The organism is Desulfoplanes sp., from assembly GCF_054921335.1.
This window is the reverse complement of record NZ_JBUDSQ010000058.1, coordinates 1-17,732: the sequence shown is the minus strand read 5'-3', so window position 1 is coordinate 17,732 and position 17,732 is coordinate 1. Positions and strand designations below refer to the sequence as shown.

15 protein-coding genes are annotated in these 17,732 nt (G+C 53.2%); all 15 read right to left on the bottom strand.

The features are described 5' to 3' along the window. A partial coding sequence (locus ACY692_RS11305) for a transposase (protein WP_462325470.1) occupies nt 1–318 on the bottom strand: 318 nt, incomplete at its 3' end. Nucleotides 319–331: 13 nt separating this feature from the next. Next, nucleotides 332–850 carry a hypothetical protein gene (locus tag ACY692_RS11300; RefSeq protein WP_462325469.1) on the bottom strand — a complete coding sequence of 173 codons (519 nt, stop codon included), beginning with the start codon at nt 848–850 and terminating at the stop codon, nt 332–334. Continuing rightward, the gene (locus tag ACY692_RS11295; RefSeq protein ID WP_462325468.1) at nt 837–1,325 is read right to left on the bottom strand and encodes a hypothetical protein; all 489 of its coding nucleotides are present in this window, start codon (nt 1,323–1,325) and stop codon (nt 837–839) included. Before ACY692_RS11295 ends, ACY692_RS11300 begins: the two co-directional genes overlap by 14 nt. Then, nucleotides 1,322–1,672, bottom strand: a complete 351-nt coding sequence (locus ACY692_RS11290; protein WP_462325467.1) for a MarR family EPS-associated transcriptional regulator — start codon at nt 1,670–1,672, stop codon at nt 1,322–1,324. The genes ACY692_RS11295 and ACY692_RS11290 overlap by 4 nt, the downstream gene beginning before the upstream one ends. A gap of 443 nt (nt 1,673–2,115) precedes the next feature. Then, the gene (locus tag ACY692_RS11285) at nt 2,116–2,538 is read right to left on the bottom strand and encodes a GxxExxY protein (protein WP_462325466.1); all 423 of its coding nucleotides are present in this window, start codon (nt 2,536–2,538) and stop codon (nt 2,116–2,118) included. Between the two features lie 197 nt (nt 2,539–2,735). Beyond that, a complete protein-coding gene (locus ACY692_RS11280; protein ID WP_462325465.1) occupies nt 2,736–4,049 on the bottom strand; it encodes a nucleotide sugar dehydrogenase in 1,314 nt (437 codons plus the stop codon). Between the two features lie 86 nt (nt 4,050–4,135). Continuing rightward, nucleotides 4,136–5,320, bottom strand: coding sequence for a DegT/DnrJ/EryC1/StrS family aminotransferase (locus ACY692_RS11275; protein WP_462325464.1), 1,185 nt, complete (start codon nt 5,318–5,320; stop codon nt 4,136–4,138). Between the two features lie 1,141 nt (nt 5,321–6,461). After that, nucleotides 6,462–7,157 (bottom strand): hypothetical protein, encoded by a 696-nt coding sequence (locus ACY692_RS11270; RefSeq protein WP_462325463.1) that lies wholly within the window; start codon nt 7,155–7,157, stop codon nt 6,462–6,464. Beyond that, nucleotides 7,144–7,668 carry a hypothetical protein gene (locus tag ACY692_RS11265; protein WP_462325462.1) on the bottom strand — a complete coding sequence of 175 codons (525 nt, stop codon included), beginning with the start codon at nt 7,666–7,668 and terminating at the stop codon, nt 7,144–7,146. The genes ACY692_RS11270 and ACY692_RS11265 overlap by 14 nt, the downstream gene beginning before the upstream one ends. A gap of 485 nt (nt 7,669–8,153) precedes the next feature. After that, complete coding sequence (locus ACY692_RS11260) at nt 8,154–8,846, bottom strand: aspartate/glutamate racemase family protein (protein WP_462325461.1); 693 nt, start codon at nt 8,844–8,846, stop codon at nt 8,154–8,156. A gap of 640 nt (nt 8,847–9,486) precedes the next feature. Then, a complete protein-coding gene (locus tag ACY692_RS11255; protein WP_462325460.1) occupies nt 9,487–11,622 on the bottom strand; it encodes an HlyD family efflux transporter periplasmic adaptor subunit in 2,136 nt (711 codons plus the stop codon). A 1-nt stretch (nt 11,623) separates the two neighbouring features. Then, nucleotides 11,624–12,994 carry an efflux RND transporter periplasmic adaptor subunit gene (locus ACY692_RS11250; protein WP_462325459.1) on the bottom strand — a complete coding sequence of 457 codons (1,371 nt, stop codon included), beginning with the start codon at nt 12,992–12,994 and terminating at the stop codon, nt 11,624–11,626. Beyond that, complete coding sequence (locus tag ACY692_RS11245) at nt 12,991–13,764, bottom strand: efflux RND transporter periplasmic adaptor subunit (RefSeq protein WP_462325458.1); 774 nt, start codon at nt 13,762–13,764, stop codon at nt 12,991–12,993. Before ACY692_RS11245 ends, ACY692_RS11250 begins: the two co-directional genes overlap by 4 nt. Beyond that, on the bottom strand, nt 13,761–15,545 hold the full coding sequence (locus ACY692_RS11240) for a TolC family protein (protein WP_462325457.1): 1,785 nt from the start codon (nt 15,543–15,545) through the stop codon (nt 13,761–13,763). Before ACY692_RS11240 ends, ACY692_RS11245 begins: the two co-directional genes overlap by 4 nt. A 71-nt stretch (nt 15,546–15,616) precedes the next feature. Next, nucleotides 15,617–17,732 (bottom strand): Ig-like domain-containing protein (locus tag ACY692_RS11235; RefSeq protein WP_462325456.1); only part of this gene is annotated, 2,116 nt, incomplete at its 5' end.

The window sequence follows — 17,732 nt, the reverse complement described above, 5'->3', positions numbered from 1 at the left end:
GGCATGGTATCTCTTCTGCCAGAATGCCCCCAAACGGCCCGTCTTCTTGTTGTATGTCGCCCCGACCTTTGACCCCAGAAGTCGCATCATGCAAGGGATGGCTGTCTTGTCTTCCGGACATAGAACCAAAATGTGGATATGGTTTGAAGTAACGGTGAAATTCAAAATAGGAACCCCATACCGCTCTTGAGCCTCAAACAAAGTGTCGACCATAAGTTTTCGGTACCAGGCAACATCAAGCAAAAAATTCCTGTCATGGCATCTCTTTGTCAGATGCCATACATATCCAGGCTGAAAATATCTGAGTGGATAGCCCATCCTGTACTTTCGGTTATCTCCTCACTTGCCCCACAATTTCAGAAAGCACCTGATACACGAACACGGGCTGGACGTTTGCCGGTGAGGGCTTCTTCTTGTTCCGATGTGCCAGCCAATCACGGTGCCTCTTTATTTGCTTGGCCTTCCCGGCGAGATCGTCTCCGACCAGCACTTTGATGAGATCCAGAATGTCATTGGCCCGCATGTATTCAAGGGAGTCCTCGACCTTTCTGCAAACAGCCCGGTTGAATTCTTCAGGCGGACTATCGAGCATCTTCCGACTTTCAATGGTGAGAGCTTCCACAAGACGTCGTTCAAAGATCGCCCACATCGAAATGATAGCATATTCTTCAGCAGCCATTCGACAATTCGCAAGATCATACTTTGCATCTTCCTGGAGGCTGTCCACAAAATTCGTATCTCTAATCAGGCCGACATTCCCCTGCCGAATAGTACGGGAAGCAACCTTCACGGCATCCATCATCACCTGATACGTCAGCCATATTCTTTCCATGGCCTCATCGACTTTCATAGTCACTGACCTCGTCCAGCAAATCCAGGAACAGGGTCTTGTCGAGCAGACGCGCCCTGCTGGGCTTACGGCTTTCGATCCAATACCACCCATCCTCGGAAACACCACGATAGAGAGGAACAGTCCGGGTCTTCGCCTGCCCACTGTCCTGGATGGCTCTCGAAATTGTAGGCCCTCCTTTATCCAGAAAGACCAAAATCTCCCGATCTACAGCCCCCACAATGTCCACGCGTCCAGAAGCACCAATGACAGTGGCCCCAACGGGATTCAAGATACCGATTTCTTCCCCACCGGCCTTTTGGATTGATAAACATGGAACCTCATACCTTCCCAGAGTTTCTTCATGCAGTTCCACAAACGACGAGCTGACATTTAGAGCCCTGTCGGCAACCCATGAGGTGACATCCGTATAGAGTGCTTCTAGTCGGGAAAGAAAGTCGACTACAACTTTCTGCTCTGAATGTTTCCTTCTCATGTCCGGATATCCTTTTGTTGAGCTATGTCGACGTTGGCGATCTCTTCCTTGATCTGAGCGATCTCTTCCCGGATTTCGTCGTACTCCTTCATCCGACGCTTCAGATACCGCATGGTCACAACGGCCTTGTCCTCGATCCCCTTGGGGGTCAAGAGGTAGAGGTAGACCAGCTTGTTCTTCTTGTTGTAAAATTTGCTCGCCTTGACCATGCCCTTACCCACGAGCCCCTGGATGCAATAGTTGGCCTTGCCCAGGGAAACGCCCAAGCGGCGGGCAAGTTCGCGCTGGCTGATCTCGGGTTCGGCTTCGATGAGCTTGTAGATTTTGTAGGAAGTGGAATCGTCCATGGGATTCAAAAAATAACCTTTTTAAGTTCAGGAAATGAACGGATACACAGGGTAGCAAAGGGCGTCAAGGGGTTTTCGGGTTGTCATACGAACGATCGAAAAAGACTTTTTTGCCAACTAAACACGCGGAACATGCGAAAAAAGGCAGTTTTCTTTAAAAAAAACCTTTCGTGTGTTTAGTGTGTTTCGTTGGCTACCTGTCTTTCTTTGCCGTTGATGCCTTCAGCGGACAACTAAAAGATTTTTTGGCCAACTAAACACGCGAACCATGCGAAAAAAGGCACTTTTTTAAAAAAACTTTCGGGTGTTTAGCGTACTCTAAAGAGCAGAAACTGTTTCGTTGGCCCCCATGTCGTTCGTCTTTGGTTGGCCTATATATGAAACAGCTAAAAGAATTTTTTGCCAACTAAACACGCGGAACATGCGAAAAAAAAGGCACTTTTTTAAAAAGAGCAGAAACTGTTTCGTTGGCCCTCATGTCGTCTTTTTCGTTGGTGCCGGACAATTCTCTCTACTTCTGCCTTGGGGTAGTGGCCGAAGTTGACCAGAAGCCCCAGTTTGTACCCGGTAGCGTGCAGATAATTCAGCACCTGGGCCCGATGCTCAGACGCCAGGTCCTTCACAGCCTTAATCTCAACAATGATCTTTTCATAGCAGACAAAATCCGCCACATATTCCTGCTTCAACTGGGTACCCCGATAAGAAAGTTCGAGCCGCTTCTGCTGGTCAAAGGGAATCCCCCGCCGCGAAAATTCGAGAGCCAGACACTCCTGGTAGACAGATTCCAGGAATCCTGCCCCCATGTCGGTGTATACATCAAAGCATGCCCCGACTATTCCGTAGCTCTCATCAGCATACAGTAGCATAACTACCTACCAGCTAAAAGATTATTTTGCCAACTAAACATGCGGAACAGCTCAGAGAATTTTTTGCCAACTAAACACGCGGAACACACGAAAAAAGGCAGTTGTTTTAAAAAACTTTCAGGTGGTTAGCATACTCTAAAGAGCAGAAACTGTTTCGTTGGCCCCCATGTCTTTGTCCTTTTCCTCTGCCGGAAAAATCAAAGCCGCCACGCACAAATGTTTCGCTGCCCAGCCTCTTCCCGATCAAGAATCCCCTTGATGTCCCCGATGATCACCTTTTCCGGATTCTCGAACATTGCCCCAAACTGATCCATACCCAGTTCCTTGTACGCATCGTGAGCAACCGCGATGATCAACCCGTCGAGTTCGTTGAGATCCGCCAAGGGCTTCAGATCAATCCCATAATATTTCATGGCCTCTTGCTTGTCGGCATAGGCATCGTGCACAAGCACCTCGCAGCCGAATTCTTCCAGCTCGGCAATAATGTCCGTGACGCGCGTATTCCTGAGATCGGGACAATTTTCCTTGAAGGTCAGTCCCAAGACCCCGATTCTGGCTCCTTTGATGGCACAGCTTCGACGGATCATCTTTTTGACCATGGTCTGGGCCACATAGGAACCCATGGAGTCGTTAATCCGGCGACCCGACAGGATGACCTGGGGATGGTAGCCCAGTTCCTCGGCTTTGAATGTCAGATAATAGGGATCCACGCCGATACAATGCCCGCCCACGAGCCCGGGACGGAACGGGAGAAAATTCCACTTGGTGCCCGCAGCCTCCAAAACTTCCAGCGTATCGATGCCCATCATGCTGAAAATGTGGGAGAGTTCATTCATCAACGCAATGTTCAGATCCCGCTGGGTATTCTCGATGACCTTGGCGGCCTCGGCCACTTTGATGGACGACGCATGATGGGTGCCGGCCTGAACAACGGTTTCGTACAATGTTGCCAACAGCCCTGTGATCTCGGGATGCTGCCCGGCAACGATCTTGGTGATGGTCTGCAGGGTATGCACCTTGTCACCAGGATTGATGCGTTCCGGTGAATACCCCAGAAAAAAATCCACTCCGCAGACAAGGCCGGATTCCTTCTCCAGAATCGGCCCGCAGATATCATCGGTCACCCCGGGGTAGACCGTGGATTCGTAGACCACCACGGAACCTTTTCCAAGATGCTTCCCAACCAGTGTAGATGCTCCCACAACCGGTGTCAGATCCGGTCTGCGATTTCTGTCAATGGGCGTGGGCACGGCAACAATGATCACCCCGGCACGTTCCAAGGCTGCAGGATCGGAAGTGAACTCCATGGTTACGGCCTGCAACCGGGCATCTTCCACTTCAAGGGTCTTGTCCACGCCGCTTTTGAGCTGGGCAATCCGCTCTTCATTGATATCAAAACCAATGACGTCAAAATGCTCGGCAAAGGCAACCGCCAGAGGAAGACCGACATAGCCCAGGCCGACAATGGCGATGGGGGATTTTTTGGTTGTGAGGTCGGAGTAGGTTAGCATGTATTTTAGGTAGGGCGTTTTTGGTTTCTGGTTAAGGGCTTTTGGCCCACGGAACACACGGAATAACACGGAATAAAAACGTTTTTTTACTTCGACAAAAATTCTACGATCTTTTGCACCACTGCTTCAGCCATTTTATCACCAAGTTCCGGATATATTGGTAACGCAACGGTTTCGTGTGCCGCCTGTTCACTCTGCGGGAAATCTCCTTCATTATATCCGAGATACGCAAAACACTCCTGCATATGCAACGGCACCGGATAATACACCTCGTTCCCGATTCCGTTGTCCTTCAAAAAGGCACGCAACCCATCCCGGTCCTGCACCCGGATGACATATTGATTGTAAATATGCCGGTCCTGGATAGCAGAAGGCAAAACAACCTGGGGCCTATCAGATGACGCACAATCACTATCAGCAGTAAACGCCACATCTAATCCAGAAGCTGCAAAAAGTCTATTGTACCTCTCGGCATTGTGCTGACGCTTTGCTGTCCAATCGTCCAGGTGGTTGAGCTTGACCCGAAGTACAGCTGCCTGCAGGGCATCCAGACGAAAATTGCCGCCGATCCATTTATGGTAATATTTGGGACGTGAGCCGTGGGATCGAAAAATCTGCAGCTTGTCTGCCTTGTCTTTGTCCTGGCAGGTGACCATACCACCGTCACCGGCTCCGCCGAGATTTTTTGAAGGGAAAAAGGAGAAGCAGCCATAGTCGCCGAGAGAGCCTGCGCGGAGGCCTTTGTACTCGGAACCGATGGCCTGGGCGGCGTCTTCGATCACTGCTATGGGTTTTTCGTTTTTGGTTTTTCGTTTTTGGTTGATGGTGCGAGCGATATCGAGAATCGGGTCCATGTCGGCCATTTGGCCGTAGAGGTGGACCGGGATGATGGCGCGGGTGCGATCGGTAATGACGGCGGGGATTTTTTCCGGGTCGATGTTGTAGGTGACCGGATCAATGTCCACAAACACCGGCGTGGCCCCCACGCGAGCAATGGCCCCGGCTGTGGCGAAAAAAGTGTAGGGGGTGGTGATGACTTCGTCACCCTCACCTATGCCTTCCACCATCAGGGCGATAAGCAGAGCATCGGAGCCGGAAGATACACCGCATCCGTAACCGCACTGGGAATAGGCGGCGATTGCCTCTTCCAGCTCAGCCACTTTGGGGCCATTGATGAAGTATTGAGATGCAAACACATCGGCGACAGCGGAGTCGATTTCGTCCTTTATCGTGGCATATTGTGCCTTGAGATCTAGTAAGGGGATGGTCATGGGGATCGGTTTTAAGTTTTAAGAGTTAGGTTTTAAGATAACTGTATTTGCCTACGGAACAGACGGGAAAAAAGGTTTTTCGTTTCTGGTTTTTCGTTTCTGGAAAAGACACAGGGAAAAAATTAAAGGCAGTTGTCGTTAAAGCCCTTTTCCGCGTGTTCCGTGTACTCTAAAGAGCAGACACTGTTCCGTGGGCTATCATTATTCTAAACCAAACCTGCTTTGAAACCCGTAGTTTTTGAGGCTACCGACATATCACGTCCAAAACCATAGATTTCCGGCAACCCGTTTGCTTTTCTGCACCTCCCGGGGCGCAGAAAAGCGGGCGATTCTTGAATCGCCCCTACAGGTCTGCGGTATATCATCGGGACTCAATGGAAACTCTGCCTTACCGGGGTCGGACCTCGGCATCTATCCGGGATATCATCATAAACCATCCCCAAAAGGCCCTCTTATCCGCTTAAACAGTCCATTTGCCCCGTAAAATGGGAGGTAGAAGCTGATCATGCTCGCGTCAGATGGGACACCCTGTCTTCCTGAGCTCAGTCGTGCAAAGCGGGTGTCGACTGCCGTTTTTTTCGACAACCGATAGAAGCACGAAATTCAACGTCCGCTATCACATCCCTCCCCCGATGTTAACACGTCGTTTTAGACGGATTTTTTCCCAAACCCTACCATGAGACCCTACCATGCCCGGACGTGTGTCCCAAAGCAGGTGAGGGGGCTGTTTGTATGCGAATTCAAAAATTCGTGGCGTAATGCAAGGCAGCAACCAGCAGAAATAGAATGATTTATTTGCCTGGTTCACAAAAATGTCTTCATGCGATGCCATGAAAAGGCGGGGAGGAAAGCGGGGCGGAAACTTGAAAAACCTGTAGTCGATTTCTCAAAAACCCCCATATGGAAGGGGGAAAAGAGGGGGGAGAAAAAAGTGAAAAAAAGTTGGGAGGAAGGGGTTTACCAGTCCTGTTTTTGATACAATTCAGACGGTCTCGGTTGTCATTTACATCGTTGTTCACCCATTTGGAGCGAACTATTCGGAATTTCCTGATAGTTGCCTCCACTATCAGCTTCTTATGCTCTCAACCCTCCGAGATATATCCGTTTATAGGCAAAACAGAGAGTCTGTGAAGTGCCGCTGTCAACGACCGGCGATTTTTTCCATTCGCTTGATCAGAATAGGGAGTCGTTGTTGACTCGCGGCGTCTCCGGGAAGATGCCCGGACAGGGCGTCCATGAAATCCTCGTCATCAAGCAGAAGGACGAATTCTTTTTTAAGGTATGTTTGGACATCTTGCTCTGCCGCGGCAATATCCCTGACAATCTCAAGACGTCCATCAAGCACGGCGATGATGTCTTCCATGTCATGGCTGAGCATGAAGTCATGATCTCCGCGGCCGTGGAATGCCTCCAGTTTCGTTGCAAGGAAATAGGCCGGAGTCACAGCCCGGAGCCTGACTCCGTCGATCTCCAGAGCCTGGGCATTCCGTGCTGCATCTGCGTACCAGCGATTGGCAAATCCCAGAATTGCCGGCTCGGTGGGCATGACATCAAGGATGATGGATCCATGCCGAAAACGGCACAGAACCGTTTCGCCCACAGCTTCGCGAAAGCCTTTCTCCCGCAGACGTTCCTGGAGCCGGTAATAGTCACCGCGAGTTGCAATTTCCACGATGACATCGATGTCGAGGGTTGGACGGACATCAGGGATCGCCGGATCGTTGATGAGCAGGCCGGCAGCAGAGCCGCCGACAAAAACGACCTCTTCCGCCAACTCTTCCAACAAAGCCGCCACGTTGATCACCCTGTCGATGCATTGGTATTTATGTCTTTGCATAGGCCAGCATCTCCAGCAGGAGTTTCTCCGCAAGCGCTCGTTCTCGGGCTCGGCCGATGCGGATAGCGTCGAGCAGTCCCAGGGCCGAGTAGAGTTTTTCATCACGTCCGGCTATATCCGGAACCGACTTGTACAGGGGAGACACCTCGATTCCTCGTTGATCACCCTGGGGATGCGGCCAGACATAGATGTCGGTTTCCTGGTCCGCGTGGGCGAATTTGTTTCTCAACATGGGAGAAGCGAACGCTGTGGGAACGCCTCTGGTCATGGTTCCGATGTCCGGAGGGTAGGCGTATTTCACGCCGTGAACGAGAAATTCTTCCAAAGCCTTGCGGCGCGGCCGCTTGTTGTGACTGTCGAACAACCGAGCCTGGGTTGCCCGTTTGATCGCGTTATAGGCCATGGAGGAGCTCAGACCGAGCTCATACGCGACCTTGTCGTAGGTCCAACCGGCAGGAGCCGACAAGGCGAGTTTCAGCATCACGAGGACATCTTGGGGAAGTAGATTCATGGATATTCCATATTCTAGAATCTAGAATAAAACAAGTGGTTTTGAATGCCTTTGCTATCGGGATCAGACCTCGGCATCTATCCGGGATGTCATCATAAACCATCCACGGAAGACCCTTTTATACGCTTAAACAGCCCATTTACCCCATAAAATGGGGGGTATAAGCTGCCCTTACTCGTTTTAGGTACGTCAGCCGGACTCACTGTTCTCAAGAAAAGGCAGATATCTGTTACGATTCAGGTTGCCAAAGATTGTTTTTGCAGCCCCTCCCGAGGGTCTGCAAAAACGGGCGATTCATGAATCGCCCCTACGGATGTGCCTGCAAAAATCTCTTTTCTGCAGGCACATCCGTTATGAAGTACACAACGACATCCTGACGGTGTACTGGAAGTGAAGAAGCCGGATTCTGAATCGGTCAGTCAGGGAGTTCGGATTTCGTTGCAGCCCATCTGGTCGAGGCCGTCGGCATCCGGGGGCTCCTCGGTTCACCCCAAAGCAAACGCCACGGCTTTTTCAGCGTGGATGACCGTAGTGTCCAGAAGTCTCACCCGGGTATCGGCCGGGCTGACGAGCATGCCTATTTCCGTACATCCCAAAATCACGGCCCCTGCCCCCCTGGCCGCCAAATCGTCGATGATGCGCAGGAATTCGTCTCTGGACTCGGACCTGACATCTCCCTTGCACAGTTCCTGAAAGATGACCTTGTGGACCATACGCCGATCTTCGTGGTTGGGGATCAAGACATTCAGCCCATGCCGGTCCGAGAGTCTTCCTTTGTAGAAATCCTGCTCCATGGTCGGGGCCGTACCCAGCAGGCCGACGGTTGTAATACCATCTCGTACCAGGATTTCGGCCGTGGCATCGGCTATATGCAGGAGAGGGATATCCATGACGACCTGAATATGGTCGGCGAGCTTGTGCATGGTATTGGTACAGATGAGCAAACAATCCGCACCGGCTTTCTGAATTCCCTGAGCGGCCCCGACAAGAGTCTCTTCGATTCCGTCCCAGTCGCCCGCCCGCATCAATTCCTCGATGGGACCGAAATCAACGCTGTACATGGCTATTCTGGCCGAATGCAGTCCCCCGAGCTGTTCCTTGATGCCCTGATTGATGATCCGGTAATATCCCGCAGTGCTCTCCCAACTCATGCCGCCCAGCAAACCGATTGTTTTCATCTTGTCTCCTTTGTCGCTCCCGGTTTCAACGGGTCCGAATCATATCAGGGTCGGACCTAGGCATCTATCCGGGATGTCATCATAAACCATCCCCAAAAGGCCCTCTTATCCGCTTAAACAGTCCATTTGCCCCGTAAAATGGGAGGTAGAAGCTGATCATGCTCGCGTCAGATGGGACACCCTGTCTTCCTGAGCTCAGTCGTGCAAAGCGGGTGTCGACTGCCGTTTTTTTCGACAACCGATAGAAGCACGAAATTCAACGTCCGCTATCACATCCCTCCCCCGATGTTAACACGTCGTTTTAGAAGGATTTTTCCCAAACCCTACCATGAGACCCTACCATGCCCGGAAGGGGTACTGGCGATTGAGCCGAACGCCTCAATCCCACCACAGTATGAATCAAGCATGGTTCGACGAATTGGGGCTTGTACTTATCGGGGTCGGACCAAGATAACACCCAGAGTCAAGTAAAGGCGTTAGATGAAAATCTAACGCCTTTACTTGCGTGGTCTCCCCTTTTTACGCCGAATTTGCGACAATGGCAAAAAGCTGGAGGGATTTGATGACATCTATCAAAAAGCGTGGAACGGATCAATGCCGAGCACGAGTTTGATCGTTTGGAGATAGCCCCGGAGCCATTCTAAAATCCACTCTCACGGATAAGAACGCCGTAAACATGCTTGAACGTGTCCACGATGAGAGAGCGGGGTTCACGGTTGATAACGATACGCCCGTTTTCAACGGTCGTGCACGGGGCGCCCTGTGTTTCGGGCGTAAAAAGTGCCCGGTAATGGCTCTTCTTGAGAACAAGGTGTTTATTGCGGTCCTGTTCCACGGGCAGCGTACCCCCGTACAGAGACGCCAGGGAAGGATCATCTTCCAGAATCTCGGGGCTGGTGGGGTCCATTGCGACCAGGATACATGCCACAGGATCATGCTCACCACTATCAGGATAGAAGAGCGCCCTTGTTGTGTCCGCCATGTTCTGGACTTCCTTTTCCTGGATATAGGCACGGATCTTCTGCACATCGGGTGTCAACAGGGTTCCAAGAAGCTGAGACTGGTTGACCCAGCTTCCAACACGCAGCCCCGGAGGGATATCCTTGATCATCCCGGCAAAGGGCGCAGTGATGATCAGCCGTTTCTTTTGTTTGGAAAATCCCTCGAGATTGGATTGGGCCCGAAAAAGTTCCTCAAAGGTGATAAGGCTCTGTTCAAGCCCGACAGAGGCTGTTTTCTGCCGTTTGAGCGCGATTTGCAGGGTCTTTATTTCCCTGGCGCTGATGGCCATTTGATGATCGATATGGGGGGATTCCAGCTCGAAAAGCGCGTCCCCCTGCCCTACCCTGTCACCGTTACGGACATTACACGTTGTAATGCGGCACGAAAAAGGGGGATACAGCGACGCTGTCTGACGGGCCTTGCGTACGGCAGGGGCAATGATCTTTCCAGGGAGCGGGACCACCAGCCAGGCCAGCAAGAGGATACAGATGAGTGCCGACGTGACCACATGCCCGTTGCACCCGATAACCGGACGCAATGTCCACCACGCCCGGATTTCCCGCAGAATCGGATTGAAGATGAAAACGGAGAGTTCCACGACAAGCAGGATGATGCCCAGCGCCTTGAAGAAAAAGTGGTACACCATGAAGGCAATTCCCAGAAAAAGGAACAGACGATACAGCCAGGTTCCCCACGCATAGGCGATCAGGGCGCGGTGTTTACGCCTGGAGAAGGTTTCCGGCGGGGGCGTGCACAGACCGAGAATAAACCGCCTGAGCTCCCATTTGGCCAGGGCAAAGGCCCGGGGAGCCAGATTAGGTACGCCCAGATAATCCGAGAGAAAGTAGTACCCGTCAAATCGCATGAACGGGGAAAGATTGATCAGCAGGGAACTGATCCAGGTAACCGTTGCCACGAGAAAACACGCGCTCTTGAGGGGGCCGTCGGGCAGAAACACCCACAAAATGGTGGCCATGACCGCCAGGGAAAGTTCCACGATAGTCCCGGCCGCCACTATGGACATTCTGGCCTTGCGGCTGCGCAGACGCCAGGCATCGGAATTGTCCGAATACAGAACCGGCCACATGACAAGAAAGGCGATGCCCATGGAGGGGACGCTCAATCCATAGTATTTGGAGGTATAGGCATGACCCAGCTCATGGAGCAGTTTCACCCCGAACAGGGTCAGTCCGTAAAAAACGATCCCTTCAAAGGAAAAGAAATACAAAAAGGTATGGAAAAAGGATTCCCAGTGATGTTCGATGAGCAGAAACGCTACAAGTGATGCTATAGCCAGAATGATCAGGGTTATATGCGAAAAAAGCATGCTGACTATTGGATATGTACGGCCGAGAAATACATCGGGATTGCACACGGGAATGCGGAAAAAGAGGTAGTTCTTGAGGAGCCAGGAAAGGGGATGGGGGCGTTTGGCCGTCACCCTGGAATGGACGATCTTCAGGGCTTCAGGGTCGGCGGGATTGAGCAGGCAGTTCTTGAGCAAAAAATCCTTGATCGTCCCGATGTCTTCGGAAGTGGCCGACAACGTGGTTTCGGCATGCAAGCCGTCCAGAATGGCTGCCACATCCCCCAGATCCCAGCGGGAGATGATCTCGAACTCCAGCCGCCCTATACGGTAGAAGGTGTTCCGCGCGGGGTCGTGTATGTTCCACGTGGGAGCGCCGTTTTCCAAAGGCGGTCCTTCCAGAATGGAAAGATCGTCCCTGAGAGGGGTGAGGATGATTTCTGGGTTTCCCTGGTCGATGTTCAGCATATCAGATGCCCAGTCGTGTCCTGAGTGCCGTAAAAGGCCGACGCAGCAGGTAATAGATCAGGGGGACTTGTTCGCCGAGCACCTTGGCGGTTCCCTGCATACCGATTCTGGGCGGGGTGGCCTGGTCCACGAGGTTTGCCTTGATGGTGAAGGCGAGAAAGCCTTCAGCTGTGAGCAAAGGCTCGTAACTCATGGACTCGAGTCGGGCCTTGAGAGGGGCTTCGGGGGCGATATTCAGAAAAAAAAGGATATCGGCTCTGGGAGCCAGATGGATGGCCTCGTCAGCAGGGAGCATAACCTCCAGTTCCACATGGTCCGGATCGGCAACGGTCATGACCTTTTCACCGATGACCACGGGTTTGCCCATCCAGGCATCAGGTTCCTGAAAAATGGCAATGCCCGGCTCCGGGGATCGGACCACGGTTTTTTCAAGCAGGTCACGGATATACTCGAGTTCCGCGTTCTTCTGATCCAGTTGGGCCTTGAGAAAGAGGATCTTTTCCCGCGCTCTGGGATCGTTGAACGCCTTCTGCTGTATATTGGTATACTCGGCCGTAACCACCTTGATTTCCTTTTCCCCGATCTTCAGGCGATTGGCCAGCGTGGTGTCATCCAGGGAAAAAAGCGGCTGGTCTTCGACCACCTGCTGGTTGGGCTTGACCAGGATGTCGCGGACCACCCCTTCCATGCCCGGGCTGACGATGACCGGATTCTGGGGAACGATCCGCGCAGGTGCTATGGCCGAAAGGTGGACCGGAAGAGACATGATGCCCGCAAAAGCGAGCAAAAGCATGAGCTTGATCAGGGTTCGTCTGCCCGGTGAGGACCAGGTCCGGCGCAACGGTCCGGCCTTTTTATACAAAGCCATCCAGGCATGCCCGGCGGTATCTGCCAGTCGCTCGAACAGGGCGCTCTCCTGCTCGCCCCACAGGGCGTGACGAAACAGGAGCATCCCGCCCAAGAGGTTACCCTGAGGAGCGAGAATGGGCACCCAAAGCCCGTGGCCGCACTCCCAGGTCCGCCACGCTTCCTGAAGATGGTTGTCCAACCCCTCGGGCTCAAGGGGTTGGGGGGTGCGAGGAAGTCCCTTGGCAAAGGAAGTACGCAGTAGTTTGTTGACAAAGGCTGGAAAGGGCGCGTTGCGCTCGGGCCGGTCTATCCCGGAGATCGTCTTGAGACGCAAACCACCGCTCAAACCGACTTCCCAGACCAGGGCCTGCTTGTAGTTGGTCAGGCGCAGCGTCTCATTGGCCAGACAGAAGAGGAGTTCCGGGATCGTCTGGGCATGCCGGATTCTCTTTTCCAACTGGAGCAAAGAGCTGAGGAAAACGATCTGTTGTTCCGGGGTGGGAGAAGCGGGCTGAGCAGTCATTGGGAGGGATACTCCGCAAAAGTTGCCGTTCCGCTCATGCCGGGCAGAAGTTTTGCGTCGCTGTTGTCGATACGGGCCCACACCTCAAGGGTCTGGCTCGTGGAATCCACACCCGCACCCACGGAAACAATGGTGGCAGGATACGTCGTACCGGTTTCATCAATGGTTACGGTCAACGAGGGTTTGGAACGAATCCATACAGACCATTGCGAGGGCACGAACATCTGCAGCCGAAGATGCGCCGTGTCCACAATATGGACGACCGGCTTCCCTTCTGTGACGAATTCATGGGGCTTGGCCTCCCGACGAGCCACCTGGCCGGAAAAGGGCGCGGTAATGGTGCATTGCCTGACCAGGGCCCTGCGCACGGCAACCTCGCTTGCAGCCATTTTGACCTTGGATTCCGAAAGGGCCAGGTCCAGCTCGCTCACCGAATTGAGACGGCCCAGCCGCTGGTTGACCTGAAGAACCTTTTGGGCGGATTCGAGCTCGGCCTGAGCCTTTTTTAACCGGGCTCGTCTGAGTTCGCAGTCGAAATCAACGAGTCGCTGTCCCTTTTTGAAAGTGTCGCCCATATCGACCCGGATGGAAGATATCTTGCCGGGCATTTCCGAGGAAAGAACGGTTTCGTTTTCAGGAACCACGAGAACGCGAATGGCCATGGGGTCAGTGACAACATCTCCACAATGTCCCGGAAAAGGCCATGTCCAGCACACAAAAAGAACCAGGGCCATGAGGTACACCGCCTTGGATGGAGTCTGCGCGATCATTGGTTATCAAGGGGTTTGATCGTGGTATGCTTCTTTGAAATCCATCCGCTGACGCCGTGGTTGTCGACGCGGATCCATCCGGGAGTGCGTTCGAGTACCGGCAATATTTCACCCTGGAAAAGAGGGCTGGTCAATGTCGGGGCATCCGGACTCGGAGCCTTGCGAAAATTCAGACGATAGGCGGTGACAACGGCCATAAGGTTCTCAGGAGTACCCGGCTCTGCAGGATCGCTCAGCCTATCTGTCACCGAAGCTGTCCCCGCAACCACGTCACCCGGAGAGGCAGCACCGGCCGGGGACAACCGGCGTGCTGTCTGGGAAAAATAGAGCTTGAGTCCTTTGGCGATGGTGTCCACATTATAATCATCCACGGCCTCGGGCAGGAAATCCAGCCCCATGGAATTGTACATACGTCCCAGGGCGTTCTGCAATCCCGCATAGGCGATGTTGTAGCGCATCCTGGTGACCAATACATTGGTCTTGGTCTTGATGGCAGCCAACTGATCCTTGAGCCCGGAGTTTTTCTCTGCGGTCATCTGCTTGTCGATGCGTTTGTTGATCTTATCTAGCTGCTTGGAAATCTTATACTCTTCCACCGACTGGAGATAGTTCTGATACGCCAGATGCACCTGGGTCATCACGGCGATGCTGGTCACCTTACGACGCATCTCGTCCACTTCATGTTGGGCCTTGATGGATTTGAGTAATGCCGGACGGGAAAGCAGGTTGAAGATATTCATGGAAATGCCCGCACCCGCCTCCATCCAGTCGTTGAAGGCCAGATACTTGTTGGTGTCCGTATTGTAGCTGAATTCCAGATTGATCCCCGGAAGCATCTCCAGGATGGCCTTTTTGGTATTCAGCAGGGTGATACGGTTCTTGTAATCCTCTTCCCGGAGCTCGGGACGCATGACCAGAGCCTCTCTGACCATGTCTTCCACAGGCAGAGAAATTTCCGGAATAGCGATGTATTTCGCATCCGGTTCCTCAAGACTGAACGGTGTGCCCGGCCTGAGGTTCATGAGGGTCGCCAGTTCCGTGCGAGCGTTCTTGAGCTGTTGGATGAGGCCCCACAGAAGACGGACGTTCTCCAGCAGTGCCCGCTGGTATTCCATGACCTCACGCGGGGGTTTGAGAAGCTGCTCCTCGATTTCCCGGGCATCGGCTATGGCCGCGTTGGTTTGATCGAGAAGCAGGGTCATGTCGGCTATGAGCTCGTCCGTGCCCACAGCTCGCCAGTACGCCGACCGGATATCCAGAACGATGTTCTGGATGGCTTTTCTTCGACGCTCCTCGGCAATGAGTATCCGGTCGGTCTGCTGCTTGGCCTGGATATAGCTCACGCCAAAATCCAGAACATTCCACATGACACCGACTTCCGTGGTGTAGCGATTTCTTTCCTGGGAGGTCGACGTTCTCAAAGATTGTTCACCTGCCGTGTTTCCGTCCAGGGCGGAGCTGGAAGACCCACTGTATTTGTTGCGGTAGTGATAACCCGCATCAGCCGTGAGCTTGGGCAGAAGATCGTACCGGGAGACATCCAGTTGACGCTGGCTCAAAGCCTCTTCCAGCATCTTGAGCCTATAGGTCAGGTTGTATTTGATCCCCCGGGCCATGGCCTGATAAATGTCCAAGGTTCCATCAATCTCTTCCTGATCGCTGAACATGGTCAAGAGATCGCTGTCTACCCTCTGATTGATTTCATTGTCCGTCAACGGCGTGGGTTTTATGCTGCATGCGGATAGCAACAGGGCAAAAACCACAATCAACGAGGTACGCATTATTTCTCCTTCTTTATATAACGGATTTCCATCGAGATGACCGCCAAAACCGGCAACCTGCCGTGTCTGAACTATAATCCCAGTGACTCCAGGAATACTCGTCGCTCCCTCTCAAAAGAATCAGACATCTTCTTGATTTGACCCATAAAACCGGGCTTGTCGTTCGCAATGCCTTTGCCGGCCAAGGTCAACCCGGCGGAAATGCCGATCCCCAAACCGGTCAAATGGCTGACAACTTCACCCTGATCAAGAACACCGTCCCCTTGCTGCTTTGATTTCTGCTCCGATTCGGCATCGGTCTGTTTTTCCGTAGTTTCGTGGAAGATGATCGTAAAGGTGGCATGGGTTTCTTTGCCATGAACCGTCTTGGCTGTCACCTTGATTTCCAGGGAATCAAGGTCCATGTCCTCGGGCGGCTTGCCGGTGAACGTGCGGGTTTCCGGATCGAAATGCAGCCAGTCGGGAAGAGGCGCATCGTTCTTCAGAGTGGCTGCGAGTTGGATTTCGACGCTTTCGTGGCTTTCAGACCCGTCGTCACCTGTTGCACGGATATCAAAGGCGGCTTCCGGAATGGTCAGATTGACCTCTTCCTCCACGGGAAGGAGCTGATCCTTGATCCCGGCGTCCACGACCAGATCGTAGGTATTTGCCTGAGAATCCTGTGAACCCGATGTTCCACCGCCTTGTCCATCCCCCTCTTCGCCTTCCTGAGTACCCGGCAGATCGCCTGTTCCCGTGTCGCCGGTATCGTCTCCTCCAGCATCCCCTTCTGTGCCGGTATCACCCTCGGTACCCGAGTCGGAATCTCCATCCGTACCGGCATCATCACCTGTGGTCCCGTCATCGCCGGCATCACCGGTATCGTCACCGGCGTAATCTTCCACGGATCCGTCATCGTCTCCGGAGAAGTCCGTATCATCATCGCCGCCGGTCAGGTCGTCGTCATCCCCTGTCCCGGACTCTTCGTCGAAACCATCGTCATCCCCGAGACCGTCGTCTTCATCGAGATCTTCAAAGGGATTGGCGGGGATATCGTCTCCGGTCTCATTCGTCGGCTCGCTTCCAGTTTCATCCTGAACGAGCGTGTCATCCCCGTCGCTCTCATCAGGCGTGTTGGCCGGCGTTTCGGGTTCGGTATCGGGCTGAGGATCAGGATCCTCCTGGGGCGGAACATAGACATCGTTCACCGTGATGGACACGGACCTTGTCAATACCTCACCCGAGGCGCTGTCCGTCACGGTGTAGGTAAAGAAGTCATCCCCGCTGTAGCCCGCATTGGGCGAATATATGTAGGAACCGTCGGCATTGACGGTCACCGAACCATTGGCCGGATTCGATTCCCTGGCAAAGGAAAGGGACCCGCCGGACGTGGTGGAATCATTGGCTGCGACAGTCCCGGTCAGCTGGGTATCCTGATCCACGGAGGCGGTGTCGTTGCCAGCCGACAAATCCGTAGCCGGGTTGACCGTGATATCCACGGTCCGGGTCAGGGCTTCACCGGAAGTGGCATCCGTTACTGTATAGGTAAACTCGTCAGTTCCGTTAAAGTTGTCGCCCGGAGTGTATGTGTACGTTCCATCCGCATTGACGGTGACTGTTCCGTTGGCCGGATCAGATGCCTTGGCAAAGGTCAGATCTCCGCCGGAAGTGGTCGAATCATTGCCTGCCACTGTGCCGTTCAGAACTGTGTCTTCGGTGACCGTTGCTGTATCATCAGCCGCTGTAAGGTCTGTGGCAGGATCAACAGTGATGCTCACGGTCTGGGTCAGTGATTCACCGGAGTCAGCATCGGTCACCGTATAAGTGAACTCGTCTGTTCCGTTGAAGTTAGCTGCCGGGGTGTAGGTATAGGTTCCATCCGCATTGACGGTGACTGTTCCGTTGGCCGGATCAGATGCCTTGGCAAAGGTCAGATCTCCGCCGGACGTTGTGGCGTCGTTGGTTGCCACAGTGCCAAAAACTTGATCGTCTTCAGCCGTTGAGGCGCTGTCATCAGCCGCACTCAAATCGGGTGTCGGATTGCCGGTCACGGTTACAGTCACGGTCACGGGTTCCGAGGTGTCGTTGGAAGAGCCGGAATCATCCGTGGCCGTATAAGTAAAGGTCACATCCCTGGTTTCACCTTCAGCCAGATCCTGGAAGTCAGAACCAGGATCAAAGGTGAAGCTGCCGTCGTTATTATTGGTT

Bases quoted from the DNA above. Each gene is read 5' to 3' on its own strand.
- ACY692_RS11300 (WP_462325469.1), bottom strand. From the start codon at position 850: ATGAAAGTCGATGAGGCCATGGAAAGAATATGGCTGACGTATCAGGTG.
- ACY692_RS11295 (WP_462325468.1), bottom strand. From the start codon at position 1,325: ATGAGAAGGAAACATTCAGAGCAGAAAGTTGTAGTCGACTTTCTTTCC.
- ACY692_RS11290 (WP_462325467.1), bottom strand. From the start codon at position 1,672: ATGGACGATTCCACTTCCTACAAAATCTACAAGCTCATCGAAGCCGAA.
- ACY692_RS11285 (WP_462325466.1), bottom strand. From the start codon at position 2,538: ATGCTACTGTATGCTGATGAGAGCTACGGAATAGTCGGGGCATGCTTT.
- ACY692_RS11280 (WP_462325465.1), bottom strand. From the start codon at position 4,049: ATGCTAACCTACTCCGACCTCACAACCAAAAAATCCCCCATCGCCATT.
- ACY692_RS11275 (WP_462325464.1), bottom strand. From the start codon at position 5,320: ATGACCATCCCCTTACTAGATCTCAAGGCACAATATGCCACGATAAAG.
- ACY692_RS11270 (WP_462325463.1), bottom strand. From the start codon at position 7,157: ATGCAAAGACATAAATACCAATGCATCGACAGGGTGATCAACGTGGCG.
- ACY692_RS11265 (WP_462325462.1), bottom strand. From the start codon at position 7,668: ATGAATCTACTTCCCCAAGATGTCCTCGTGATGCTGAAACTCGCCTTG.
- ACY692_RS11260 (WP_462325461.1), bottom strand. From the start codon at position 8,846: ATGAAAACAATCGGTTTGCTGGGCGGCATGAGTTGGGAGAGCACTGCG.
- ACY692_RS11255 (WP_462325460.1), bottom strand. From the start codon at position 11,622: ATGCTGAACATCGACCAGGGAAACCCAGAAATCATCCTCACCCCTCTC.
- ACY692_RS11250 (WP_462325459.1), bottom strand. From the start codon at position 12,994: ATGACTGCTCAGCCCGCTTCTCCCACCCCGGAACAACAGATCGTTTTC.
- ACY692_RS11245 (WP_462325458.1), bottom strand. From the start codon at position 13,764: ATGATCGCGCAGACTCCATCCAAGGCGGTGTACCTCATGGCCCTGGTT.
- ACY692_RS11240 (WP_462325457.1), bottom strand. From the start codon at position 15,545: ATGCGTACCTCGTTGATTGTGGTTTTTGCCCTGTTGCTATCCGCATGC.